Raw genomic sequence first — 26,388 nt, 5'->3', positions numbered from 1 at the left:
TGATGGTGCCCGGGGCGGGACTTGAACCCGCACAGCGCGTACGCCGAGGGATTTTAAATCCCTTGTGTCTACCGATTTCACCACCCGGGCGAAAATTGGAGGCGCGTCCCGGAGTCGAACCGAGGTGGGCGGATTTGCAATCCGCTGCATGGCCACTCTGCCAACGCGCCTTTATTCTGCCTACTGACCTTAAACTTTTGGTCATATCAATAAGTTTTCACTTATAACTTATTGATTAAATAAGATTTTTTCATTTCCGTTTCAGGAATGGACGCTATTATGGACTGGTTACGTGCTGATGGCAAGCCCTTTGTCGTCGGGATAAAACCGAACGCTCAAAAGCTCACCACGGCGGCCCATTATTTACCATTCTCGCTGTATTTAGCAGCAAAATGGCTGTTTAGTCGGCATATCGTCATCAATCCACGCCGCAGCAACATCATCATCTTGCATCAGCGTCAATGCCGGATAGCGACAAAAGCGTACAACATCGCCCACCACCAATAAACCGGGTGACTGAGGTTGATACTGCGCCAGCAGTCGCGGTAATGTTGCCAAGGTTGCCGTCAGCAGCCGTTGTTGTGGCTGAGTGCCACGTTCAATAATCGCTAACGGCGTAGTGCCTGTCATGCCATGCGCGATAAGTTGCTGAGAAAGCCGGTTGGCGTGGCTCAATCCCATATAGAACACTAACGTCTGTTCACCTTTCGCCAGCATAGGCCAATCAAGTACGGGTTCTCCCTCTCGGCTGTGTCCGGTAATAAAGCGCACAGACTGAGCACAATCGCGGTGTGTCAGCGGCAATCCTACTGCGGCGGCGCAACCGGTGGCAGCAGTGATACCCGGTACAATACAGCAGCGAATACCTTGTTGCTGCAAGAAATCCATCTCTTCTCCGCCACGACCGAAAATGAAAGGATCACCGCCCTTCAGCCGCACCACTCGCTGCTGTGCTTGCGCCAACTCAGCCAGCAGTTGGTTGATCTGGGTTTGCGACAGTGGGTGACGTCCACGGCACTTGCCAACGTCAATACACAGTGTCGTCGCAGGTATCAGTGCCATGATCTGCTCAGACACCAAACGGTCGTGCACAATAACATCGGCTTGCTGGATCGCACGCCATGCCTTGAGCGTTAACAGCTCGGCATCGCCAGGGCCGGCACCCACCAGCCAGACATCACCAGGGTTCACGGCTTCTCCTGCCGGAACAGGGTGGTTTTGCGTTACTTTTTTCATCTGCTACCTTTATCCCGTTATCCAGCGTGCTGTAAGACGATAGGTTCACCGTGTTGTCGTATCAATGCTTTAAGCTCAGGAATGCATGAACCGCAGTTGGTACCGCATTTGAGCTGAGTGCCCAATGCTGCCGCCGTCTGGCAGCCACCGCGTATTGCCTGCAAAATCGCCCCCTCCCCTACACCAAAACAGCTGCATACGGTTGCGCCCGTTGCGTCTTGTTCAGAACACGCGCCACCAGACAGTAAAATCCGGCTGCGCTCCGCAAGCGGTAAAGCGTCATTCAACAGCGTCTCATAGATCACTGCGCTTTCCAGCACCAGCGGCACACGTTGTACGTAAAGGGCAATCATGGCCTGTTGATCTTTCCAACCGATGGCATAGAACAACCCATCACCACCTTGTGCCCATTGATAGGTCAAATTCTGAAAGGCTTTATTCATCGATGCGGTGTAACGAGCCAGCCATTGCCAGCCGTCACCGAAAGGTTCGCACTCCGCCATACGATAATGACTGATACCCGTTGCCGTGATTTTGCTCCAGTAACAACAGGGAGGCGGAGGCTGTTCCCCCATCAGGAAAATCTCGCCAAACCAGCGTGTGGCCCACGGCTGGAGGCGTACTCGTGCATGTTTACTTTCCGGTTGCCCTGAATGGGGATCGGTCACTGGCGCAATCAGGCTCCCCACGCGCGCTTGTCCACTAAACTGTTGATTCCAATGCATCGGAACAAAAACGCAGCCACGCTGCTGCCCGCTGTCCAACTGCGCTTTGGCTAACATCCATCCGTGGACCGAGCTCAATCGCACAATATCACCGGCGTGTATGCCGTTGTCGGCAGCATCCTGTGGATGCATCTCACAGTAAGGTTCACTGAGATGACGCAGCAAACGGGCAGATTTTCCCGTTCGCGTCATGGTATGCCACTGATCGCGAATACGCCCGGTATTGAGTACCCATGGATAGTGGTGGTCGGGGGCTACAGCGGGCAGGCTGGGCACAATCGGGATCAGCCGCGCTCGCCCATCAGGGTGCCAGCAGCGCCCCTCACTGAATAAGCGAGCCGTTCCTTGCGTCGCATCTGCGGTGACCGGCCATTGAACCGGTGTTAACGCGTGCCATTGCGCATCGCTTAGTGTTGCCAATGCGCTGATATCAAACGCTCGCGTACCACAATTTTCAAAGCCGGACAGCGCCGCATGTTCGCGAAAAATCTGCGCCGGATGGGTATAGGGAAATGCGGCGGTGAACCCCAGGCGCTGAGCAACCTGAGTGAGAATCCACCAATCCGCGCGCGCTTCCCCGGGCGCGGGCAGAAAAGCTCGCTGACGCGAAATGCGCCGCTCTGAATTAGTGACGGTGCCGTCCTTTTCTCCCCACGCCAAGGCGGGCAGCAGCACGCGCGCGCAGGCAGTGGTGTCGGTATGGCGCATCACATCAGAAACGATCACCAGCGGGCAGTGCTGTAAAGCACGCCGCACCCGATCGGCATCCGGCAATGAGACCACCGGATTGGTCCCCATGATCCATACCGCTTTTACTTCGCCGCGTTCAATCGCCTGAAACAGTGGAACCGCGTTTAATCCGGGGTGTTGTGCCACGTTGGCTGTTCCCCAGAAACGCCCAACGCGATCGATATCCTGCGGCGTAAATCCCATGTGCGCCGCCAGTTGGTTGGCAAGGCCACCGACTTCCCTTCCCCCCATTGCATTCGGTTGACCGGTTATCGAAAACGGTCCACTGCCGGGATAACCCAGCTTGCCGCTAAAAAGATGTGCATTGATGATGGTATTGCATTTATCACTGCCGGAGGAGGATTGGTTAACCCCTTGCGAATACAGTGTCACCACGTTATCTGTGTCGGCAAACCAGCGATAAAACAGGGTAATATCTTGCTGTGACAACGCACAAAAATCGGCAACCCTCTCTGATGTCCAGCTCTGTGCATGATCTAACGCCGTCTCGACGTCGGTCAACTCGATATGGCCTCGCCGATCGTGCTGCGCCAGATAGCGCAGTAACCCGTTAAACAACCCCGCATCGCTGCCGGGAAGCAGGGGCAAATGCAAATCGGCAATATCGCAGGTTGCCGTTCGACGCGGATCGATAACCACAACACGAAGTGCGGGCCGCTGCTGCTTCGCCTGTAACAGGCGCTGATACACGACGGGATGAGCCCAGGCGGCGTTTGACCCCACCAGCACCACCATGTCCGCCCGTTCGATATCTTCGTAACTGCACGGCACCGCATCCGCGCCAAAGGCCCGTTTGTAGCCAATCACCGCCGATGCCATACACAATCGAGAGTTGGTATCCATGTTGGCACTGCCGATAAATCCCTTCATCAGCTTGTTAGCCACATAGTAGTCTTCGGTCAGCAGTTGCCCTGACCCATAGAACGCCACCGCCTGCGGGCCATATTGGTCAACGATCCCACGCAGTTCATTCGCGACCGTATCCAACGCGTCATCCCAGGCAACGCGTTTGCCGTCGATCATCGGCCAAAGCAGACGGCCCGCCAGATCGAGCGTGTCACCCAGCGCCGCACCTTTGACGCACAGCCGCCCAAAGTTTGCCGGGTGCGCGTTGTCACCGCTAATGGCGACCTGACCTTCAGCTGTCACCTCCGCCAGCACACCACAGCCTACGCCGCAGTAGGGGCATGTGGTGCGGCAGGTGTTCATGATGCCTCCGCAACAGGTGAAAACGGTATCATGGCGCGATGTGCCACCCAGATTTTTCCCTGTTCGACTTTCACCGGCCAGGCGCGAACCCGCAGGCTGTCATCATCAGGGCTGATGCCATCCTCAAGTCGAATACGTCGTTTATAGAGCGGTGAAATAACCACAGGTTCACCGTCAACATCGCCAACAATACCGCGATACAGTACGTTTACCGCACTCCCCGGCTCATGGTTGTCCAATGCATAAATGTGTGGCACCGGTCCCGCCAGATGAAACAGGGCAATTTGCTGTTGCCCTACGCGTGCCGCCATGCCCGCGTTAGGCGGAATATCCGCTACGGTGCCGACGCAGGTCCACCCTTCTGCGGCCAACACGGGTTCACTCACTTTAATCGGCAACGCATCGCGCGGCACCGGGCGAGGTTGCCCGCGTTCAGCGACCTGCACCACGCCTTCATCGGGCGTATCACTATTGATAAAACCACGGAACAGCGCCAGACGATCGGGGCTCTCCAGCGTGGTGCGCCATTCGCATTGATAACTGTCCACCACCCGTTGCATATCACTTTCCAGCGTGTCGGCGACGCCCAGCGCGTCATCAATGACAACCTCACGCAGGTAGTCGATACCACCGTCCAGATTATCCATCCAAGTACTGGTGCGTTGCAGGCGATCGCCGGTGCGGATGTAAAACATCAGCAAACGATCGATAAAGCGAATCAAGGTGTCGGTATCCAAATCGCTGGCGAATAAATCCGCATGACGTGGCTTCATACCACCGTTACCGCACACGTAGAGGTTCCAGCCCTTATCCGTAGCAATCACACCAATGTCTTTGCTCTGCGCTTCAGCGCATTCACGCGTACAACCGGACACGGCCATTTTAATCTTGTGTGGGGCGCGCAACCCCTTGTAACGGTTCTCCAACTGGATAGCCAGTGCGGTAGAGTCCTGCACGCCATAACGGCACCAGGTTGATCCCACACAGGATTTCACCGTGCGCAGCGATTTACCGTAGGCGTGACCGGTCTCAAACCCGGCATCAAGCAATTCCTGCCAGATAGCAGGCAGCTGTTCAACCCTGGCCCCAAACAGATCGACCCGCTGACCACCGGTTATCTTGGTGTAAAGCTGATAACGCTGTGCTACCTGCCCAATCGCGATCAGCGCCTCAGGGGTGATCTCTCCGGCAGGAATACGCGGCACCACAGAGTAGGTGCCATCTTTCTGGATGTTGGCAAAGAAACGATCGTTGGTATCCTGCAAAGGCAGATGCTGTGGTTGCAGCAGATAGTCATTCCAGCAGGAAGCGAGTATCGAGCCAACCAACGGTTTGCATATTTCACAGCCGCGCCCCTGCCCATGGCTGGCAATCAGGTCATCAAAAGTGCGAATGTCATTAACGCGAATCAGGTGATACAACGCCTGACGGTCATAGGCAAAGTGCTCGCAGATGTCCTTTTTCACCTCAACGCCAGATTGCGTGAATTCATGTTCCATGACTTGTTTTACCAGCGGTACGCAGCCACCGCAGCCGGTTCCTGCCTTGGTGCAGCTTTTTATCGCCCCCAATTCATGGCAGCCCTTTGCCACTGCCGCGCAAATATCCGCTTTGGTGACATTATGGCAGGAGCAAATCTGCGCAGTGGCTGGCAACGCGGCTACCCCCAGCCCTTTCACCGGTGCGCCTTCCTGTGCGGGAAGAATAAGCGACGCGGGATGCGCGGGTAGCACCATGTCGTTGAGCTTCATTTGCAGCAGCGTGCTGTAGTCGCTGCTGTCACCGACCAACACGGCCCCCAGCAAGCGCTTGCCATCCTGCGACACCACCATGCTCTTATAGACTTCACGCGGGCCATCATGCCATTGATAGTGTCGGCTACCGGCGGTTTTGCCATGAGCGTCACCGATAGACGCCACCTCGACGCCCAGCAGTTTCAATTTGGTGCTCATATCGGCACCGGTAAAGGGTTGGTTCTGTCCGGCGAGGGTCGCCGCCACGCTGCGTGCCATCTGGTAGCCAGGCGCGACCAGCCCAAACACCTGCTGTTGCCAGCAGGCGCATTCACCGATGGCGTAAATGTTAGCGTCAGACGTTTGCCCGGCATCGTCAATCACAATGCCGCCGCGCGCGCCGATCTCCAGTCCGGCATCACGCGCCAGTTGGTCACGGGGACGGATGCCAGCGGAGAACAGCACCAGATCGCTCTCCAACTCACTGCCATCAGCAAAACACAGGCGATGGCGCGCCGCGGCACCGTCCACAATTGCCTGTGTGGCTTTGCCGGTATGCACCTGAACCCCTAAGGCCTCAATCTTGCGCCGCAGCATCGCAGCACCGCCGTCATCCAACTGCACAGCCATTAAACGCGGCGCGAATTCCACTACGTGCGTTTCCAGCCCCAGTTGGCGCAGTGCATTGGCCGCTTCCAGCCCCAATAACCCGCCGCCGATAACCACCCCACTGTGCGATTGCGCAGCACAGTCGGCAATCGCATCGAGATCGTCCAGAGTACGATAGACCAGGCATCCAAGACGATCGCTGCCAGCCAACGGTGGCACAAAGGGATACGATCCGGTTGCCAGCACCAGTTGGTCATAGGGTGTTTCTCTTCCCTGAGCATCAACCACACAACGGCGCTGACGATCGATGGCCGTCACTTCGCACTGGGTGCGCAGTTCTATATCATGACGTTCAAAAAAACCCGCTTGCACCATGGATAGATCGTCAGCGCTGCGCCCGGAAAAATACTCGGACAAATGAACGCGATCGTAGGCAGGGTAGCGCTCTTCACCAAAAACCGTGATGTGGTACTGCTTATGCAAACCACGTTCAACCAACTGTTCAAGAAAATGGTGGCTGACCATACCGTGGCCAACAACAATCAATACAGGTTTACTCATCATACGACTCCTCACAGACTGCGGCACGGCTTCAACCGCCGTGGAAGAGAGACCAAATAGCAGAGGCGCAGGTTCAAGAGCTGCCTCCTCCTTCATCACCGACAGCAGATGTGCACTGTCTCCGGCGTCACCGAACAGCAGCGCACCACGCAGGCGTCCGGCACGAAAAATCAGTTGGCGATAACGCGGCGTCAGCGGATCGAACAGCGTGTGTACCTCGTCATCCGTTTGCGGTGTCAGTTCACCGGCACTGACCACTGCAATTCCCGTGACCTTGAGGCGAGTGGCCAGCATTTCTGAGCGATAATCCTCGACGGGTTGCCCCGCCAAACGCTGCGCCAGCACCTTCGCTTGCGCCAGACAAGGGGCAACCAGCCCAAACGTCTCGCCCCGCAGCTCACAGCACTCACCGAGCGCGCTGATATGGCTATCCTGTGTACATAACTGTCCATCGACCAGAATGCCTCGCGCACAGGGCACCCCGCTGTTACGCGCCAGTTCACACTCAGGCGTAACGCCAGTCGCCACGACCACCACCCCGGCGCTCAGGCAGCGACCATCGGTTAACTGCACCTGTTCCACACGGCGGTTTCCTCGCAACGCGGCGACCTCTGCCGACATGAGGCACTGGATGCCCCGCGTTTGCAGCGTGGTCACCAGCAGTGCGCTCGCAGTCTCATCCAGTTGCCGATCCATTAAGATCGATGAACGGTGCACTAGCGTGACTGACGCCCCTTGTTGCCGAAGTGCCGCCGCCGCTTCAATGCCGAGCAATCCTCCGCCAATCACCACCACCGGGGCGTTGGTGCGTACTGCAGCAAGCATGACGTCAACATCTTCCAACGTGCGAAACCCCACCACACCCGCCAGGTGAACGCCGGGCCACGGCGGCATCATCGGACGTGCCCCAGTGGCAATCACCAGATGGTCGTAACCCGTTTCACCGCCTGCCGAGACGACACAACGTCGTTCGCGATCAATGTGGTGAACGAGTTCCCCCAGGCGATAACAAATACCGTGCTCGGGTGCAGCAGCGGGCAGTAGAATCTCCGTAAAGGATTTTTCTCCCCCCAGCACCGGGGAGAGCATAATCCGGTTATAGCTGGCACAGGGTTCAGCCCCGAATACCGTTATCTGAAAGCGCTGCGCTGCGATGTGCAGCAGGTTTTCCACCAGCCGGGCGCTGGTCATGCCATTACCGATAATCACCAGTCGCTTCATGCCGCTACTCGCTTATCAGGCTGCTTTAGGCTGTTTTTCATACAGGAAATAGAGCACTTGCTGGCGATACTGGTGATAACGAGGATCGTCTGCCAACGTGACGCGCGATCGCGGACGCGGCAGATCGACGGTCATGATCTCCCCCACCGTGGCCGCCGGGCCGTTGGTCATCATCAATACCCGGTCCGACAGCAATACTGCTTCGTCCACATCGTGCGTGATCAACACAATCGTGGTGTTAAGCCGTTGCTGAATATCCATCACAGCGTCCTGTAAATGTGCGCGCGTTAAGGCATCCAGCGCACCGAACGGCTCGTCCATCAGTAGCACTTTGGGTTTCATCGCCAGTGCACGTGCAATGCCAACGCGTTGCTTCATGCCGCCGGAAATCTCGTTAGGTCGCTTGTCGATAGCGTGCCCCATGTGCACCAAATCAAGGTTGTGCAGAATCCAGTCATGGCGTTCCGCTTTACTCATGGCGCGGCGCAACACTTGATTAACCGCCAGTTCCACATTCTGGTAGGTGGTGAGCCACGGCAGCAGTGAGTGGTTCTGAAACACCACGGCCCGCTCCGGTCCCGGCCCGGTAATTTCGCGGTTATCACACAGCAATCCGCCGTCACTTGGCGCCGTTAATCCGGCGATCAGGTTAAGCAACGTGGATTTTCCACAGCCCGAGTGACCAATCAGACTGAGGGTTTCACCGGCCTGAATATCAAAGCTGACGTTGTCCAATGCCAGAAACTCACCGCTGGCGGTCGAAAAGCGCTGACTGACCTGTTGGACTTGAATAATTGGCGTTGATGACATGGCGGTATCCTCTTATTGGTTGTCATAACTAAAACGTTTTGCCAACAACATCAGCCCCTGCTCCAGCAGCAGCCCCACAACGCCGATCACCAGAATGGCGATCAAAATGTTTTCCACGTTCAGGTTGTTCCACTCGTTCCAGATCCAAAAACCGATACCAATACCGCCGGTCAGCATCTCGGCGGCAACGATCACCAGCCAGGCAATACCGATAGACAACCTCACGCCGGTTAACACATGAGGCAGCACGGCAGGAAACAGAATTTTCCACATCAGGTTCCATTCGGAGAGATTCAACACACGCGCTACGTTCAGGTAATCCTGAGGAATTCGGCGTACACCCTCCGCCGTGTTGAGGATCATGGGCCAAATCGAACAGATAAAAATGGTCCAACTGGAGGCGGGTTCGGCGCGCTGAAACAGCAGCAAACCGATCGGCAACCAGGCAAGCGGGCTGACCGGGCGCAGCAGCGCGATAACCGGGTTGAACATGCCAGCGAGAAAACGAAAGCGGCCAATCATGAAACCCGCGGGGATCCCCACCAGTGCGGCCAGCCCAAACCCGATAGCGACGCGTTTCAAAGAGGCCAATACATTCCAGCCAATGCCCTGATCGTTAGGGCCTGCAACATAAAAGGGGTCGGCGAACAGTACGGCGGCTGATTGCGCCGTCTGCCACGGTGTCGGAAAACCTTCACTATTGAGCGCAGCCACTTGCCCCCCCCCAACAGCAGCACGATGCCCAATAATGCGGGCAATATGGCCTGCGCCAAGCGCCGAGCCTGCACCGGCCAACGGGGTGTGCGTGGCGCTGGCGTGGAAACCACCGGTGACGCTGTTGTGGGGCGAGTCGTCTCGGGGAGTGAGAGTACTTGCGCGCTGTGAGGTTTGGTATCCACAACCTCTGCCACTATGGGAACAACCTGTGCCTGAACTTTCATGGCTAGCCTCGCTTATTGACACTAAAACCGTTGGCGTATCCCACCGGATCGCTGCCATCCCAGCGGATACCGTCGATGAGCGTACTGCTGCGCATATCACTACCTGGCAACGGCACATTGCCCACCTGACTTGCAGCTTGCTTGTAGAGTTCGGTACGGTTGATTTTTTTGGCTATTGCCAGATAATCCGGATCGCTGTCGAGCAACCCCCAGCGTCGGTGCTGGGTCAGAAACCACATGCCGTCAGAGAGATAGGGGTAATTCACCGCACCGTCGCGGTAAAAACGCATGGCGTGCTCATCTTTCCAGCGCTTACCCAGGCCGTTGTCGTAGTTGCCCTGAATGCGCTCAACGATCTGCTCCGCTTTGGTGTTGACATAAGCGCGCCCGGCGATAACCGCAGCGGTTTCACGCCGATTATCATCGGAGGCATCAATCCAGCGCCCGGCCTCCAGCACGGCAGCCGTCAGCGCGCGGGCACTGTGCGGGTTTTCATCAGCCCAGGCGGCGCGGGTGCCTAATACTTTCTCGGGATGATCGGGCCAGACCTCCTGCGACGTTGCGGCAGTAAAACCAATCTCCTCGCTGATGGCACGCTGGTTCCAGGGCTCACCCACGCAGCAGCCCACCATGTTGCCAATCTTCATGTTCATCACCATCTGCGGCGGTGGCACGACCACGGTGCGGATATCGTTAAACGGGTGGATACCCGACGCCGCCAGCCAGTAATAAAGCCACATGGCATGCGTACCGGTGGGAAAGGTGTGTGCAAACGTGTGCGTGCCCGCCGGGCTGGCGGCGATAAATTGCTTGAGTGACGCGCCGTCGGTCACACCAGCATCACGCAGTGCATTCGCCAACGTAATGCCCTGCCCGTTCTGATTCAGGGTCATCAGTACCGCCATATCGTGCTGCGTACCCGCCAGCCCGAGTTGCAAACCGTACACCTGACCGTAGAGAATGTGTGCAGCGTCCAGTTCGCCGGAAACCAGTTTGTCTCTCACCGCAGCCCAGCTTGCCTCTTTGCTGGGGACAATAGTGATACCGTATTTCTTGTCGATCCCTTTTTCTGCGGCCATCACCACCGAGGCGCAATCGGTCAGAGGAATAAAACCGACGCGGATCGTGGTTTTCTCCGGTGCGTCAGAACCGGCTGCCCAAACGCTATTCATCAACCCCGGTAATAAAAAACTGCCGCCGAGTGCCGCACTTCCCGCGAGAAACTGGCGACGGGAAAATGATGTGTTGTTTTTCGTTTCACTCATCAACGCAACCCTTACGTCTACAGCCGGTAGGACTGTGAAAAATAAAAAAGGCGTCCATAAGCCATGCGTGAACGCATGCTGATGGACGCCTTTGCCCGTGCCCCCCTGATACCGCCGTTGGCATAAGAGGAACACTTAATCATGTTCAGTGTATGAATCCGTTTCGATCCCCGTGGTTTCGCAACGGATTCATCGCCACACCAAGTTAAAAGCAACAACCATACCAATATGGAAATAACACAATAAAAACCGCAAACATTGTGAGATGAAACACAGTTAACACGATAATTTGCGGGGAGATAACCAGAACAATGCTAACGGCGTAGCCACTGCCAGCGATGAGTCGCTCGCCCTGCAAGCAGAGAGATGACACACAGGGTTGCACACTAATCTGGCAACGCACGCACGATTAGTGTGCATATAAAGCCGCTTACAGGGGTTTCAGGGAGGACTTTGGAACACATCCGCCACCGCCAGCATGGCCGTGGCAATCTCCACCAGCTTTTTGTTTTGACTCATCGCCAGGCTGCGCAGCGTTTTATACGCTTCCTCCTCGGTCATGCCGCGATGCTGCATCAACATGCCTTTGGCGCGGTCGATTTGTTTGCGCTCGGTCAGAGAAGCGCGCATTTCTGTCAGTTCGCTATCGAGGCGTTGCAATCGACGTGATTGTGTCTGCACCAACGATAACAAAGAGCGCCCTAACTGCGGACAAACCCCATCGCTGCTGATCCACTGGGCTGCGGTTTGTGAGGACACCATCTCTTCACCCGGCATAAACACCGAATAGCCATGCGCATGGTCCTGCTGCTGTTCAAGCAAATGTTCAACGCTGACAGCTTGATCGCGGCAGGCCGCTTCTGCGGCCGTGATACGCTGCTGACACAGTGCCATCAACGTTTGTTCCAGGGCATCTTCCAAGCGTTTCATCGCATCGATACGCTCAGTCGCCAGTGCAAACCAGCGCATGCTCTCCCCTGCATTCAACGCCCCCGCTGCCATGCGGGTGCAGGCTATACGGCGCAAGCGTTCAAACTCGCGATCGGTGCCCAGTTGCTGCCAGTGAGCCTTGTTTTCATCATCGGCAAAATCGACAAAGGTATCGAAACAACGTTCTTGTCGTTCAATCAAATCCAGCAACGCCTGCTGGCGATCCGGGGTAAATGCGCCGGTGGCAAAGGCTGCCGCCCCTAACGCACGCTCTTGCCCGGCAAATTCTTTGCCTTGCATAAAGCTGAACATGGCAACCAGCGCCCGGGCTATGCCCGGCTCAGCCGCAGTATCTGACACCTCAAAAACCAGCGCCAGCAGGTGTCGAATGATATCGTTGAAAGCAGTCATCACGTCTGGCTGAGGCAGCATGCGCTGTCGCAGTTTGTGACGTAATACCGGTAGCAAACTGAGGCTGTAAACCACACTCGCCGCCCGGCTGAACAGACGACTGGCTTGAGGCAACAGATCGGTGCGTTGTTCCAGTTGTAACAGATGGGCCATCACCTGTGCTTGCGCCAGGCCGACATCCTGCTCACGCAGTCTCAACGCCTCAGGCGCCACGCTCTCTTGCGCGCACAAAAACAGGTTCGAGGTGCCGCGCTCCCGTTGCAGCATATGCACCAGTTGGCTTATTTTGCCAACCAGTTCGCCGCTTTGCAGCAGGCAGCGCAGGCTGTTCAGTTCACACTGCCGCGAGGTCATCAAAAATTGCAAGGTGGTTTCAGGGTTCGCTACCATCAGATTACTCCGCGCACAGGCCTTCTCATCAAACACACGGCTCTCACACCGATACAATGTAATGCAAAGATCGCGCCAACCCGTATAACACTGCAAATAAACAATGTTGCACAAAATAGTGTGACAGTAATCAAGCCGGCAAATAAGCAATAATGTTATTTACTGACAGCATAATTCGTTGCGTTGTGGAGTCGCATTATGATGAACCCTTTAGAGCTACAAGCCCTACGTCAACTTTTTTTTATGAGTATTGATGAAGCAGCCACCTATATTGCAAACGGTGCTGAAAGCGAAACCTGGCGTTTATGGGAAAGTGGCGCACAGCCAATACCTACAGAGGTTATTGACACATTAATGCTGATGAACAAAAAACGTAAGCAACGGCTCGATGCGATCATCGAAAAAATTAATAATCGCATCGGAAATAATACTATGCGTTTTTTCCCCGACTATGCTGACTTTCGTACTGTTTATACCGACGGTGATTATATTGAGTGGAAAATATACCAATCCGTTGCCGCTGAACTTTACGCACACAACTTGGAACGGTTATGTTAAGGATAATAGATGATTCATTCGATTATTTTAGTCGGTCCGCGCGCATCCGGTAAAACAACCGTAGGAAAGATGCTGGCAACTCGGTTAAATCGGCATTTTATTGATACTGACGATCTGGTGCAAAAACAAACGAATAAAACCATCGCGCAAATCGTTGATGAGCAAGGCTGGGATCGTTTCCGCGATATCGAAAGTCAGATTCTCCAAGACGTTATGTTACGTGATGCTGTGGTAGCGACGGGCGGCGGAATGGTGGTCTCGGAAAAAAACCGTCACTACATGAAAAATCACGGCATCGTGTTTTATCTTGCCACCTCGGCAGAAACCGTAGTCGCGCGACTGAAATCAAACCCAGCAGTCAGTCAGCGCCCTTCGCTAACGGGTTTATCTATTACTGAAGAGATTACTGGTATTATCGAAGAGCGAGCCCCTCTTTACCAGGAAAGCGCGCATTATGTCATCGATGCCAATAAAGACAAAACTGAGGTATTACAACAAATTTATGCTCTCTGTATTTCGTTATAATGTGTGGCAAAATGATAATGAGATACCTATTTTAACCATACTTTGAGAGACAAATCACAAATTAAAGATTTTATTATCGCTGCAGGACTCACGATTAACCACAGGATAATTTCACCAATAAAACATATTCTACTGAGTGTTACACATCCGTTTCTTTTTCATTGGGTAAATAGAATGACATGTCAGGGTTTTGGGCATAAAAATTAACATCAATAACATTTATCGGATTTGCCGATAGAAACAATCTATGAATTAATATAAAAAAAGGAATTATTCATTTCCCAAAGGGATTGTTAGCATCAAAAAACTTTAAAACCGGCCGTAAATCTGTAGGTTATGTCAATTGAATACGACAGGAAACCAAGATAAGACTGGTATTACGCATCGGGGCAAGAAAACAACAGGGTTTCTTTTTTCACCCAGGCGTTTTCTCACAAGGCTAACTATGAAAAACAAATATATACCAACCGCCTTCGGCTTATATCTCAATTATCTTGTGCATGGCATGGGGGTGATATTAATCAGCCTGAACATGCCACATCTGGAGCAACAGTGGCAAACCGACGCCGCAGGGGTATCTGTCGTCATTTCATCGCTGGGCATTGGCAGGCTGAGTTTGCTGTTGCTGGCAGGGATGTTGTCCGACCGTTTTGGCCGTAAACCGTTCGTCTATCTGGGAATGGTATGCTATCTCGGCTTTTTCTTTGGCATTCTCGGCTCACAAAGCATTGCTGCTGCCTATTGCTTTGGCTTTCTTGCCGGGATGGCTAACAGCTTCCTCGATTCCGGCACTTATCCATCGCTGATGGAAGCGTTCCCCTCTTCCCCCAGCACCGCCAACATTCTCATTAAAGCCTTTGTCTCCAGCGGACAATTCCTGCTGCCCATGATCATCAGCCTGTTGGTATGGGCAGACCTGTGGTTCGGCTGGTCGTTTATCATCGCCGCAGGCATTATGCTGCTCAATGGCATTTGTCTGTTTCGTTATCCTTTCCCAGCACATCCGGGAAAAGTGGTGCGGGAAACCTTGGCGACTGAAACGCCTGTGGTACGTTCTCCTACACAACACGCCTGTTCTTTGGTGGATCTCGCCAGCTATACGCTGTATGGCTACATCGCCATGGCAACGTTTTACCTTATCAGCCAATGGCTGGCACAGTACGGCCAGTTTGTCGCGGGCATGAGTTACACCATGTCAATCAAACTGCTCAGTATCTACACCGTCGGTTCGCTACTCTGTGTAGTCATCTCCGCCGTGTTAGTGAGAAAAACCGTCAGTTCCACCTCACTGCTGATGCTCTACACGTTTATTTCGTTTGTGGCACTGCTGGGTGTGTGTCTGTATCCCAGCCCTAACACCGTTATTGTATTTTCTTTCGTGATTGGCTTTTCCGCTGCGGGGGGCGTCCTGCAACTGGGGTTGACACTGATGGCAGTACGGTTTCCCCACGCCAAAGGCAAAGCCACCGCGATTTACTACAGCGCAGGCAGCATCGCGACCTTCACGATCCCTCTCATTACCGCCAGACTGTCACAAACCAGTATTGCCAGCATTATGTGGTTTGATACCGGGGTTGCCGCTGCCGGTTTCCTGCTGGCGCTGTTTATCGGCTACCGCAACCGGAAAACTCGTGACAACCTTCTGACTGCGGATGAACTGGACGTTGACGGTGCGCTGCGGCGCCCATCCTGACACCCTGCCTCTGAGCACGAGGCCAGAGGCGTCAAACGCTAAAATTGCAAGGTCTGGCAGGCGGCAAAGACAAATTTTTTAAACCCTTGCGCCGCCACTGACAGCATTTTGTCTTTACGCGTAGCCAGGTAGATATAGCGCGTTGGGCCGGGATCGCGAATGCGCATCACATGCAGATCCGAACGTGAGAGTGTGCTGATACGCGGCATCACGGCAATGCCATAATTGACGCTGATCAATCCCACCATCGCCGTGTCTTCTTCAACATAACACGCAATTTCCGGGATCAGTTTTTTCTGCATAAACATCTTGTCAATGAACTGACTCAGCCCGCTTTTCGGTGAAAAGAAGATAAACGGATAGGCGATAGCCTCTTCCAATGAGATGTCTTCCTTCGCTTGCTGTGCCAGCGGGTGTTGGCAAGAGGTCACCAGCACCAGTTCTTGGCTTATCAACGGTAAAAACTCTATTTCATTCTCATCCGCCACCAGCGAACAGATCGCCATATCGTATTTATCGGCTTTCAGATCGTCCACCAGCGCGGACGTGGTGCCCTGATAAAAGCAAAAACGTTTGTTGTCATTACCGGGCTGATGGACAAAACGATCGACCAGGCGCGGTACCACGGTTTCGCCCATGGTGTAGATAAATGCCAGACTGATTACATCATCCTGCGGGCCACACATCTGACGCAGCGCCAGACGACCATTCTCCAGTTCCAGCAACGCATTTTCCACATAGGGTAAAAAAAGCTTGCCCGCATGGGTAATACGTACATTCCTGCCTGATTTTTCAAACAGCATCACCCCTAACTCTTTCTCCAACTCGGCAATGGCGTGGCTGAGCGACGGCTGCGTAATAAACAGACTTGAGGCCGCTTCGGTGTAATGCTGCTTTTCAGCCAGACGTTTAAAGTAGTGGAGCTGTTTTAAATTCATGACCGACCTCTTGGCAAGGTATCACGGCGTCATTTGCACGCAGTGAGATTGTTAAGTTCCTATTGCCAGCATATCCCGCTTTTACCGTTGCAACCGCCCGTCAAACAGGGCTAATGCAACATTGTTTTCGTGCTGTGCAATATAGGCGGTACGTTTGTCTGAACAACAAAAATGCACGGCGTAACGCAATTGTTAATGAGTAAAAACATAAATCGGACAGGAATGACACGGCGCTATAGCATATATACACCCTCTGATAAATTGAGAAAATAATACTGGCTGTCAGATCACAAAACAACGTTGCACCGTGAACACAATGTGATGCATCCCGCCTTTCTTAAGATTGCTTTGTTGTAGGGCACTTGTGAAATAAAAACATTTCATCAACATCCGTTCTCTCCGCCGCCTCACATTGCACAGCAATAAAGTTGGCAACTAAAACGGCATATTACGTATTTATTACCATCCGCATTTAATACATTACATAACGAGAATAAAAGTATCTCACGCAGTATCGATAATCATTGAAACACAAAAGGTCAGGAAAAACGAAAACCGCTATCCCTGGTTATAAAAAACATCAACAACAAGCAGAATCATTAACGAAATGCGGAGAAAAGCATGAGCCAGAATAAGGCCTTCAATGCGCCCTTCTTATTAGCCGTCGTCGGTATCTATCTCAGTTATTTTTTACATGGCGTCAGCGTTATTACGCTGGCACAAAATATGACATCCCTTGCGGAGAAATTTGGCACTGACAATGCGGGTATAGCGTACCTGATTTCGGGCATTGGCTTAGGCCGATTGGTCAGTATTCTCTTCTTTGGCGTTATCTCTGACAAATTTGGTCGCCGCTCGGTCATCTTGCTCGGCGTTAGCTTATATATATTGTTCTTCTTTGGTATTCCCGCCAGCCCCAATCTGATTGTCGCCTTCGGCTTGGCGGTGTGCGTCGGTGTCGCCAATGCGGCGCTGGATACCGGTGGCTATCCGGCACTGATGGAGTGTTATCCCAAAACATCAGGTTCAGCGGTCATTTTATTAAAAGCCATGATCTCCTTCGGTCAGATGTTATATCCGATGCTGGTCAGCTACCTGCTGCTCAGCCACATCTGGTATGGCTATGCGATGATCATCCCCGGTGTTTTGTTTGTGCTGGTATCGTTGCTGCTGCTCAGAAGCAAGTTTCCCAGCCAATTGGTGGATGCCACTATCGCCAAAGAATTACCGCAGATGAACAGTAAGCCGCTCGCCTGGTTGGAAGGGGTTGCCTCTATTATTTTTGGTGTTGCCGCATTCTCCACTTTTTACGTCATTGTGGTCTGGATGCCGAAATATGCCATGGCCTTTGCCGGTATGGCAGAAGCCGATGCGCTGAAAACCATCTCGTATTACAGCATGGGTTCACTGGTGTGCGTATTTATTTTCGCGCTGCTGTTAAAAAGCATGGTGCGCCCGGTGTGGGCCAACGTGTTCAATACCGGCGTTTCGGTGATCACTGCCACGATTATTTACCTCTACCCATCACCGTTGGTGTGTAATGTGGGGGCCTTTGTTATCGGTTTTTCAGCCGCAGGTGGGATATTGCAACTCGGCGTTTCTGTCATGTCCGAATTTTTCCCAAAAAGCAAAGCCAAAGTCACCAGCGTTTACATGATGATGGGTGGCCTGGCTAATTTCTTAATTCCGCTCATTACCGGATACCTGTCAAAAATCGGTCTGCAATACATTATTTTGTTGGATATCGCATTTGCCCTGCTGGCCTTTGTTACTGCCATCGTGGTTTTTATTCGCTACTACAAAGTATTCAAAATCCCGCAAACCGATGTACGGTTCGGCGAACGTTTCTTTCAATAACGACACCACAAGAATGTGAGTATTAATTTTAAACACTGAACAGAATGGCAATCGGCAGTTTGCGCGATATACGCCCGCCTATTGCCTGAATAACTGCACCACCAATTATTACCTTGTGTAAGGAGTTTAGAATGGATGTTACCGCAAAATATGAACTGATTGGATTAATGGCTTATCCCATCAGACACAGCCTTTCGCCGGAAATGCAAAATAAGGCGTTGGAAAAAGCGGGGTTGCCTTTCACCTATATGGCCTTTGAGGTAGACAACACCACGTTTGGCAAAGCGATTGAAGGCCTTAAGGCGCTGAAAATGCGTGGTACTGGCGTCTCAATGCCAAATAAACAATTGGCCTGCCAATATGTGGATGAATTAACACCGGCCGCCAAATTGGTTGGTGCGATTAATACCATTGTTAATGATAACGGGTATTTGCGTGGTTATAACACCGATGGTACCGGGCATATTCGCGCCATCAAAGAAAGCGGCTTTGATATTCAGGGCAAAACCATGGTGTTAGTCGGTTCGGGCGGCGCCTCAACCGCAATTGGCGCCCAGGCAGCCATTGAAGGTATCAAAGAGATCAAACTGTTCAACCGTAAAGATGAATTCTACGAACAGGCCATCGCCTTCGCCAAACGCGTGAATGACAACACCGATTGCACCGTCACCGTCAGTGATTTGGCGAACCAGAAAGCCTTCGCCGACGCCATCGCGCACGCCGATATTCTGACCAACGGAACCAAAGTCGGCATGAAGCCGCTGGAAGACCAATGCGTTGTGAGCGATATCGCCATGCTGCGCCCTGAACTGTTAGTCACCGAGTGCGTTTACAACCCGCATATTACCAAACTGCTGCAAATGGCCATGGATGCAGGCTGCAAGACCATTGATGGCTACGGCATGTTGCTGTGGCAAGGGGCTGAGCAATTCAAGCTCTGGACCGGCAAAGAGTTTCCGCTGGAACACATCAAAAAAGTGATGGGATTTAACGCCTAAAACACGTCGGTACGCGGCGTATTCCTCACGCCGCGTTATCAGACTGTGTGGCAAATGATGACGTAAAGGGAAAAGCATGAAAACCGTAACTGTAAAAAATCGGGTGTTTGGCGAAGGCGCACCAAAAATCATCGTCTCGCTGATGGGTAAAGACATCGCCACCATCAAGTCTGAAGCCCACCATTATCAGGACGGCGACGTCGATATCCTGGAATGGCGCGCCGACCATTTTGATGACGTGACCTCCATCGCCAGCGTGCTGGAGGCAGTGCGCGCACTGCGTGACTGCATCCCCGACAAGCCCCTGCTGTTTACCTTTCGCAGCAAGCAAGAAGGTGGGGAAAAAGCGCTCTCCGCCGAAGCCTATATCGCCTTGAACAAAGCGGTAGTAGGGAGCGGGTTTGTGGATATGATCGACCTGGAACTGTTTACCGGCGATGCGCTGGTGAAAGATACCGTGGCGTTTGCGCATGCTCACGGCGTGAAAGTCATCATGTCCAACCACGATTTCCACAAGACTCCACCGAAAGAAGAGATCGTTAAGCGCCTGTGCAAGATGCAGGAGTTGGGTGCCGATATCCCGAAAATCGCCCTGATGCCGCAGAGCAAAGACGATGTGCTCACGCTGCTGGCCGCCACCCTGGAAATGCATGAGAAGCACGCTGACCGCCCGATCATCACCATGTCCATGTCGAAAACCGGTGTTATCTCCCGTCTCTCCGGCGAACTGTTTGGTTCAGCCGCCACCTTTGGCGCACTGAAAAAGGCCTCTGCCCCAGGGCAAATTGCCGTTAAAGATTTGCGCGCCGTATTGACGGTATTACACCAATCCTGAATAGCGATGGCGCGGCTATAGCCGCGTGCACGGCCACGCGCAGTGCGCGTTCATTCGCTTATCATGAGGAGTTGCAATGAAACTGGAAAAACCGAAAAGAATTAATGGCCGAGTGCCGGTGCTTTCCGCGCAGGACGCGGTTAACTACATCCCTGATGAAGCCACCCTGTGCGTATTAGGGGCCGGCGGTGGCATTCTGGAAGCCACCTCACTGATCACTGCCCTCGCCGACCGCTACAAGACCACGCAATCACCGCGTAACCTGTCGCTGATCAGCCCAACAGGGCTAGGCGATCGCGCCGAACGTGGCATCAGTCCGCTGGCACAGGAAGGCCTGGTAAAATGGGCGCTGTGCGGTCACTGGGGACAGTCACCGCGAATTTCCGATCTGGCAGAACAAAACAAGATCGTCGCCTACAACTACCCGCAAGGGGTGCTGACACAAGCGATTCGTGCTTCTGCCGCACACCAGCCGGGCATTTTGAGCAATATCGGTATTGGTACCTTTGTCGACCCGCGTCAGCAGGGCGGCAAGCTGAATGAAGTGACCAAAGACGAGTTGATCAAACTGGTCGAGATCGATAATCAGGAATACCTGTTCTACAAGGCTATTGCTCCGAATGTTGCCTTTATCCGCGCCACGACCTGCGACAGCGAAGGGTACGCGTCGTTTGAAGATGAAGTGATGTACCTCGATGCGCTGGTGATTGCACAAGCCGTGCACAATAACGGCGGTATCGTGATGATGCAGGTGCAGAAGATGGTCAAAAAAGCCACGCTGCATCCTAAATCTGTGCGCATTCCCGGCTACCTGATCGACATTGTGGTAGTGGATTCAACGCAAACCCAACTGTACGGCGGTGCGCCCGTCAACCGTTTTATCTCCGGCGATTTTGTACTGGATGACAGCACCAAAATGGCCATCCCCCTTAACCAGCGCAAGCTGGTAGCACGCCGCGCGCTGTTCGAAATGCGCAAAGGTGCTGTCGGTAACGTGGGCGTCGGTATCGCCGACGGTATCGGTCTGGTGGCTCGCGAAGAGGGCTGCGCCGATGACTTCGTGCTGACGGTGGAAACCGGCCCTATCGGCGGGATCACCACACAAGGGGTGGCTTTCGGCGCCAACGTCAATACCCGCGCCATTCTGGACATGACCTCTCAGTTCGATTTTTACCACGGCGGTGGGTTGGATGTGTGCTACCTGAGCTTTGCTGAAATCGACCGACACGGCAACGTTGGCGTGCACAAATTCAACGGCAAGATCATGGGCACCGGCGGGTTTATCGACATCAGCGCTACCTCGAAGAAGATCATCTTCTGCGGCACCCTGACGGCGGGCAGTTTAAAAACGGATGTCGGCGACGGCAAGCTGACGATCGTGCAGGAAGGGAAAGTCAAAAAATTCATTCAGGAAATCCCTGAAATCACGTTCAGCGGAAAAATCGCGCTCGAACGCGGGTTGGACGTGCGTTACATCACCGAACGCGCCGTCTTCACCTTAAAAGCGGACGGCTTGCACCTGGTTGAAATAGCTCCCGGCGTCGATCTGGAAAAAGACATTCTGGCACAGATGGACTTTACCCCGGTCATTTCGCCTGACTTAAAACTGATGGATACACGCCTCTTTTTCGATGACGTGATGGGCTTTGTATTGCCAGACGCTGAACAATAACAGGAGTAAAAACGATGGACTTTGCCTTAACCGAAGAGCAAGAACTGCTGCTTGCCAGTATTCGGGAATTGATCACCAGTGATTTCCCGGAAGAGTATTTCAGAACCTGCGATCAGACCGGCACCTATCCGAAAGAATTTATGCGGGCGCTGGCCGATAACGGCATTTCCCTGCTGGGCGTGCCGGAAGAATTTGGCGGCATTCCGGCGGACTATGTCACCCAAATGCTGGCGCTGATGGAAGTGTCTAAAAACGGCGCACCAGCGTTCCTGATCACTAACGGTCAGTGCATCCACAGCATGCGTCGTTTTGGTTCTGCCGAGCAGTTGCGTAAAACCGCGGAAAGCACGCTGGCGACTGGCGATCCAGCCTATTCGCTGGCCCTCACCGAGCCGGGCGCAGGCTCGGACAACAGCAGTGCGACCACCAGCTACACCCGTAAAAACGGCAAGGTGTATCTCAACGGGCAAAAAACCTTTATCACCGGCGCCAAAGAGTACCCTTATATGCTGGTGCTGGCGCGCGATCCCGAACCGCAGGATCCGAAAAAAGCCTTTACCCTGTGGTGGGTGGAATCCAATAAGCCCGGCATCAAAATCAACCCATTGCATAAAATCGGCTGGCATATGCTGACCACCTGCGAAGTCTATCTCGATAACGTTGAAGTCGAAGAGAGCGACATGGTGGGTGAGGAAGGCATGGGCTTCCTGAACGTGATGTACAATTTCGAAATGGAACGCCTGATCAATGCTGCACGCAGTACCGGTTTTGCTGAGTGTGCCTTCGAAGATGCCGCCCGTTATGCCAACCAGCGTATCGCGTTTGGCAAACCGATTGGGCATAACCAGATGATCCAGGAAAAGCTGGCGCTGATGGCCATCAAAATCGAGAACATGCGTAATATGGTGCTGAAATGCGCCTGGCAGGCGGATCAGGAACTGTCATTACGCACCAGTGCCGCGCTGTGCAAACTCTATTGCGCTCGCACCGCATTGGAAGTGATCGATGATGCCATTCAGATCATGGGTGGACTGGGTTACACGGATGACGCACGCGTATCCCGTTTCTGGCGTGACGTGCGCTGCGAAAGGATTGGCGGCGGTACTGATGAAATCATGATTTATATTGCCGGACGGCAGATTCTGAAAGATTACCAAAGTAAATAACTGACAGGTTGAGACTCCCGTCCACACGGGAGTCTCAACCGTATATCCGCATCACAGCAGCAATTCTGAACTCTCACCAAACTCCGTTATATACTCCAATCCATTCAGGCTATTTTTGAACTGCTTACGGTATTCACTGGGTGAACAACCAACATGGCGCATAAATAATTTGGCGAAGTGATCAACATTGTCATACCCCACGCGGATAGCAATCTCGTTCAAACTGCACTCGGTGTTGGTCAGCGAAAATTTTGCTTCGGTTATCCGGCGTTTAATCACATAGTTGATAGGAGAAATATGATATTCCTTGGTAAATTCATGGCAAATGTAGCTGACGCTGGCGCGGAACTTTTTAGCGAGCTGATCCAGGGTTATTTTTTCCCGATAATTATTATTGAGATAAACCAAAATATCTTTCACCAACACTTCCTTGCGAATATAACCGGATTCAGAACGGTAGGCATTTTTAAAGTTTTCATAAAATAGCGCCGTCAAGGCATAACCAAAAGCATCGTAGACCGGTGAAGATAAAAGGTTTTTTTGCTGTGGTAACATCACCCCCAGTTCGTGAAATATACTTTTTATTACCTCTTTCCCTTTCACCACTGAAACCACCGGGCAGGAATTGGTCTGCATGATCTGGTTCTCATCCCTGTCGCGGAATTTAAATCCATAAACGGCGCAGGTATAGGTGGTTGCAGGAGAGGCATTATCGGAGGCGACGGCGTGTAATCGGCCACGCTCAACCACCACAATATCCCCGGTCTGTGCAACATAATTGGACGAATCGATGATAAGCCGGGCTACGCCACTTTTTACGTAGATCAGCTCCGTTTCTGCATCATGTACGTGGTGTCCAGACTCCCAGTTTGGGTCATCGCTGATCACAAAACGGGACAATTTGGGCGTCATTCCCTTTTCAAACAAGGTATCGGTATTATTGTCAAACCAGCGCTGATACATGACAACCTCCACGGGAAGCAGTAAGGTGTGAGCCAATTATTTAGGGGTAAAGTAGCGCAACGACCCGTACTGTATATCACGTTTTTAACCGCGCAAAACAAGATTGTTTGCATATCATGCAAGATTACACCACTCGATTGCACCGTCTAAAAAACGCCCTTTTTTAACGTACAATCTTGTGTGACTTTTCTCATTTTAAATACGCATCGCCTACATAAAGAAAACATTGCATTCACAATTTGATGAAATTTTCTTTATTTAGTGAGCGTGTTAATAATTCCAATTAAAAAAAAGCCACGTATTTATGATGCGCATCACACCTTATTTCCACACGTTGTTTTCACCGTGAAGGCGCTGTTGCGAATATCGCCGTAATGTTTAACGGTGATGCTGCATAAGCAATATGTCATGAAATACTTTTTTCTGCCGCTGCGCACAATTTTTTTGCAAGATTGTTGGTAACTAAAACATATTATCATGTCGTTTTTTACCCCTCTCCCCCGCACACTATTTTCATCAATTTTTTATATCTCTCTGAGGCACATCGATATTATTTTTCGATGCACCGCCTGCGAGCGACCAATAGGAGACGCCATGAAAATAATAACCTGTTTCAAGCTGGTGCCCGAAGAGCAAGACATTGTGGTTACCGCCCAACGCACGCTCAATTTCGACCGCGCCGATGCAAAAATCAGCCAGTTTGATTTAAACGCCATTGAGGCCGCCACCCAGTTGGCTGGTACTGATGGGCATGTCGCAGCGCTGAGCGTCGGCGGCAGCCTGCTGGATAACACCAAAGTGCGTAAAGATGTACTGTCGCGCGGACCGAATGAACTGTTCCTGGTGCAGGATGCACAGTTAGATAATGCACTGCCCAAGGATACCGCTCAGGTGTTAACGGCTGCGGCCCGCAAGATGGGTTTCGATCTGCTGCTGTTCGGTGAGGGTTCCGGCGATCTCTATGCACAACAGGTTGGGTTGTTGGTCGGTGAGATGTTGCAGCTGCCTACCGTCAATGCCGTAAGCCAGATTGAACTGCTGGGTAACCGGGTACGCGTGGAGCGCACGCTGGAAGAAGAAGTGGAAATTCTTGAGTTGCCGCTGCCTGCCGTGCTCTGCGTGACATCGGATATTAATGCGCCAAAAATTCCGTCAATGAAGGCGATTCTGGGTGCGGGCAAAAAACCGGTAACGCAATGGAAAGCCGACGATATCAGTTGGCAGCGTACTGCCCCCCACACCGAGCTGACGCAGATCCACGTGCCACCGCAGGCAGAGCGTAAGCACATTATTCTGGAAAGCGACTCGCCGGAAGCGATCGCCGAACTGGCCGAACACCTGAAAAAAGCGCTGAACTAACCCGGAGAATATCATCATGAGTCAATTAACCAATGTATGGGTGTTCAGCGATAACGTTGAGCGCTACAGCGAATTAATGACGGGCGCACGCCAGTGGGGACAGCAGGTGTACGCCGTTGTGCAAGATGACGCGCAGGTTGCTGCCGTAAAAGCGCTCGGTGCACAGGGGCTCTACGTGCTGGGAAAAACGGCACAGCAGCGCATCGAAAACTATGCCGAAACGCTGGCCTCCCTGATCGAAAAACCCGCTGCGGCGGACTTCCCCGCCACACTGATTTTGCTGGCGGCCACTAAACGCGGTAAGGCACTGGCGGCCCGATTGAGCGTGCTGCTTGATGCCGCCGTCGTCAACGACGTCACCACGCTGGCAGTAGAAGCGCAAGCGTTGTATGCCGAGCATCGTATGTACGGTGGCCTGGCGTTTGGCAAAGAGAAAATCAATACCCCAATAGCCATCGTTACGCTGGCACCGGGTGCCGTCGAACCCGAGGCCGCGAGTGCGACGGCTGAGTGTCCAGTTTATCAGGCTAACTATGTTACACCGCGTCAGGAAATCCTGTGCGTTGAACGCCGTGCCAAATCATTGAGCAGCGTCGATTTGAGCAAGGCCAAGCGCGTTGTTGGCGTGGGACGTGGATTGGTTTCACAGGAAGATTTACGCATGGTGCAAGACCTGGCAACGGTATTGGGCGCGGAAGTCGGCTGTTCACGCCCGATTGCGGAAGGGGAGCACTGGATGGAGCGCGAGCGCTATATCGGTGTCTCTGGTGTGCTGCTGAAATCCGATCTCTACCTGACATTGGGGATCTCCGGCCAAATCCAGCACATGGTGGGCGGTAACGGGGCAAAAACCATCGTCGCCATTAACAAAGACAAGAATGCGCCCATCTTCAAATACGCCGACTACGGTTTGGTCGGCGATATCTACAAAGTGGTCCCGGCGTTGGTTGAGCAGTTAACCCGGTAGTCCTTCATTTGTTGGTCTTTTCGTTAACAGCACGTATCCCGCCACGCCACTGTGGCGGGATAGGGA

General features: G+C 52.9%; 18 protein-coding genes, 2 tRNA genes and 1 pseudogene. 10 read left to right on the top strand and 11 right to left on the bottom strand.

Annotated features, from left to right (window positions below):
• Positions 1 to 3: 3 nt before the first annotated feature.
• The 9 genes and pseudogenes from J5224_RS13535 to J5224_RS13495 all read right to left on the bottom strand — a co-directional run bounded on the left by J5224_RS13535 (position 4) and on the right by J5224_RS13495 (position 12,791).
• A tRNA-Leu gene (locus J5224_RS13535) sits at positions 4 to 90 on the bottom strand.
• A gap of 6 nt (positions 91 to 96) precedes the next feature.
• Positions 97 to 170: transfer RNA gene (locus J5224_RS13530), tRNA-Cys, on the bottom strand.
• Positions 171 to 381: 211 nt separating this feature from the next.
• The gene (gene cobA / locus J5224_RS13525; RefSeq protein ID WP_264625867.1) at positions 382 to 1,236 is read right to left on the bottom strand and encodes a uroporphyrinogen-III C-methyltransferase; all 855 of its coding nucleotides are present in this window, start codon (positions 1,234 to 1,236) and stop codon (positions 382 to 384) included.
• 17 nt (positions 1,237 to 1,253) lie between these two features.
• Positions 1,254 to 3,920, bottom strand: coding sequence for a nitrate reductase (locus J5224_RS13520; protein WP_264625866.1), 2,667 nt, complete (start codon positions 3,918 to 3,920; stop codon positions 1,254 to 1,256).
• On the bottom strand, positions 3,917 to 8,044 hold the full coding sequence (gene nirB / locus J5224_RS13515) for a nitrite reductase large subunit NirB (protein WP_264625865.1): 4,128 nt from the start codon (positions 8,042 to 8,044) through the stop codon (positions 3,917 to 3,919). The genes J5224_RS13520 and nirB overlap by 4 nt, the downstream gene beginning before the upstream one ends.
• Before the next feature lie 15 nt (positions 8,045 to 8,059).
• A complete protein-coding gene (locus J5224_RS13510; protein WP_264625864.1) occupies positions 8,060 to 8,854 on the bottom strand; it encodes an ABC transporter ATP-binding protein in 795 nt (264 codons plus the stop codon).
• 12 nt (positions 8,855 to 8,866) lie between these two features.
• Positions 8,867 to 9,795 (bottom strand): annotated as a pseudogene (gene ntrB, locus J5224_RS13505) (nitrate ABC transporter permease).
• 2 nt (positions 9,796 to 9,797) lie between these two features.
• Complete coding sequence (locus J5224_RS13500; protein ID WP_264625863.1) at positions 9,798 to 11,060, bottom strand: CmpA/NrtA family ABC transporter substrate-binding protein; 1,263 nt, start codon at positions 11,058 to 11,060, stop codon at positions 9,798 to 9,800.
• A 441-nt stretch (positions 11,061 to 11,501) separates the two neighbouring features.
• Complete coding sequence (locus tag J5224_RS13495) at positions 11,502 to 12,791, bottom strand: nitrate regulatory protein (RefSeq protein ID WP_264625862.1); 1,290 nt, start codon at positions 12,789 to 12,791, stop codon at positions 11,502 to 11,504.
• Positions 12,792 to 12,992: 201 nt separating this feature from the next.
• Between J5224_RS13495 and J5224_RS13490 the strand changes: the two genes are divergently transcribed.
• The 3 genes from J5224_RS13490 (at position 12,993) to J5224_RS13480 (ending at position 15,567) form a co-directional block, all read left to right on the top strand.
• Complete coding sequence (locus J5224_RS13490) at positions 12,993 to 13,349, top strand: YdiL family protein (protein WP_264625870.1); 357 nt, start codon at positions 12,993 to 12,995, stop codon at positions 13,347 to 13,349.
• Positions 13,350 to 13,358: 9 nt separating this feature from the next.
• Positions 13,359 to 13,874 (top strand): shikimate kinase AroL, encoded by a 516-nt coding sequence (gene aroL / locus J5224_RS13485; RefSeq protein ID WP_264625861.1) that lies wholly within the window; start codon positions 13,359 to 13,361, stop codon positions 13,872 to 13,874.
• Positions 13,875 to 14,319: 445 nt separating this feature from the next.
• Positions 14,320 to 15,567, top strand: coding sequence for an MFS transporter (locus J5224_RS13480; RefSeq protein ID WP_264625860.1), 1,248 nt, complete (start codon positions 14,320 to 14,322; stop codon positions 15,565 to 15,567).
• A 38-nt stretch (positions 15,568 to 15,605) separates the two neighbouring features.
• Here J5224_RS13480 and J5224_RS13475 read toward each other — a convergent pair whose 3' ends face one another.
• Positions 15,606 to 16,505, bottom strand: coding sequence for a LysR family transcriptional regulator (locus J5224_RS13475; RefSeq protein WP_264625859.1), 900 nt, complete (start codon positions 16,503 to 16,505; stop codon positions 15,606 to 15,608).
• A gap of 621 nt (positions 16,506 to 17,126) precedes the next feature.
• Between J5224_RS13475 and J5224_RS13470 the strand changes: the two genes are divergently transcribed.
• The 5 genes from J5224_RS13470 (at position 17,127) to J5224_RS13450 (ending at position 23,033) form a co-directional block, all read left to right on the top strand.
• Positions 17,127 to 18,362, top strand: coding sequence for an MFS transporter (locus J5224_RS13470; RefSeq protein WP_264625858.1), 1,236 nt, complete (start codon positions 17,127 to 17,129; stop codon positions 18,360 to 18,362).
• 131 nt (positions 18,363 to 18,493) lie between these two features.
• Positions 18,494 to 19,360, top strand: a complete 867-nt coding sequence (ydiB, locus tag J5224_RS13465; RefSeq protein WP_264625857.1) for a quinate/shikimate dehydrogenase — start codon at positions 18,494 to 18,496, stop codon at positions 19,358 to 19,360.
• A 76-nt stretch (positions 19,361 to 19,436) separates the two neighbouring features.
• Positions 19,437 to 20,195, top strand: coding sequence for a type I 3-dehydroquinate dehydratase (aroD, locus tag J5224_RS13460; RefSeq protein ID WP_264625856.1), 759 nt, complete (start codon positions 19,437 to 19,439; stop codon positions 20,193 to 20,195).
• Between the two features lie 76 nt (positions 20,196 to 20,271).
• Complete coding sequence (locus tag J5224_RS13455; protein WP_264625855.1) at positions 20,272 to 21,867, top strand: acyl CoA:acetate/3-ketoacid CoA transferase; 1,596 nt, start codon at positions 20,272 to 20,274, stop codon at positions 21,865 to 21,867.
• Between the two features lie 14 nt (positions 21,868 to 21,881).
• Positions 21,882 to 23,033, top strand: coding sequence for an acyl-CoA dehydrogenase (locus tag J5224_RS13450; RefSeq protein WP_264625854.1), 1,152 nt, complete (start codon positions 21,882 to 21,884; stop codon positions 23,031 to 23,033).
• A 51-nt stretch (positions 23,034 to 23,084) separates the two neighbouring features.
• On the opposite strand, the gene J5224_RS13445 is transcribed toward J5224_RS13450, so the two are convergent.
• Positions 23,085 to 23,996 carry an AraC family transcriptional regulator gene (locus J5224_RS13445; RefSeq protein WP_264625853.1) on the bottom strand — a complete coding sequence of 304 codons (912 nt, stop codon included), beginning with the start codon at positions 23,994 to 23,996 and terminating at the stop codon, positions 23,085 to 23,087.
• Between the two features lie 594 nt (positions 23,997 to 24,590).
• Here J5224_RS13445 and J5224_RS13440 point away from each other — a divergent pair.
• Positions 24,591 to 25,355, top strand: coding sequence for an electron transfer flavoprotein (locus tag J5224_RS13440; protein WP_264625852.1), 765 nt, complete (start codon positions 24,591 to 24,593; stop codon positions 25,353 to 25,355).
• A gap of 16 nt (positions 25,356 to 25,371) precedes the next feature.
• Positions 25,372 to 26,322 (top strand): electron transfer flavoprotein subunit alpha, encoded by a 951-nt coding sequence (locus J5224_RS13435; RefSeq protein WP_264625851.1) that lies wholly within the window; start codon positions 25,372 to 25,374, stop codon positions 26,320 to 26,322.
• The last annotated feature ends 66 nt before the right edge of the window (positions 26,323 to 26,388 follow it).

The organism is Candidatus Symbiopectobacterium sp. NZEC135, from assembly GCF_025962695.1.
The sequence above is the reverse complement of the archived record's forward strand: the minus strand, read 5'-3'. Positions and strand labels throughout refer to the sequence as shown.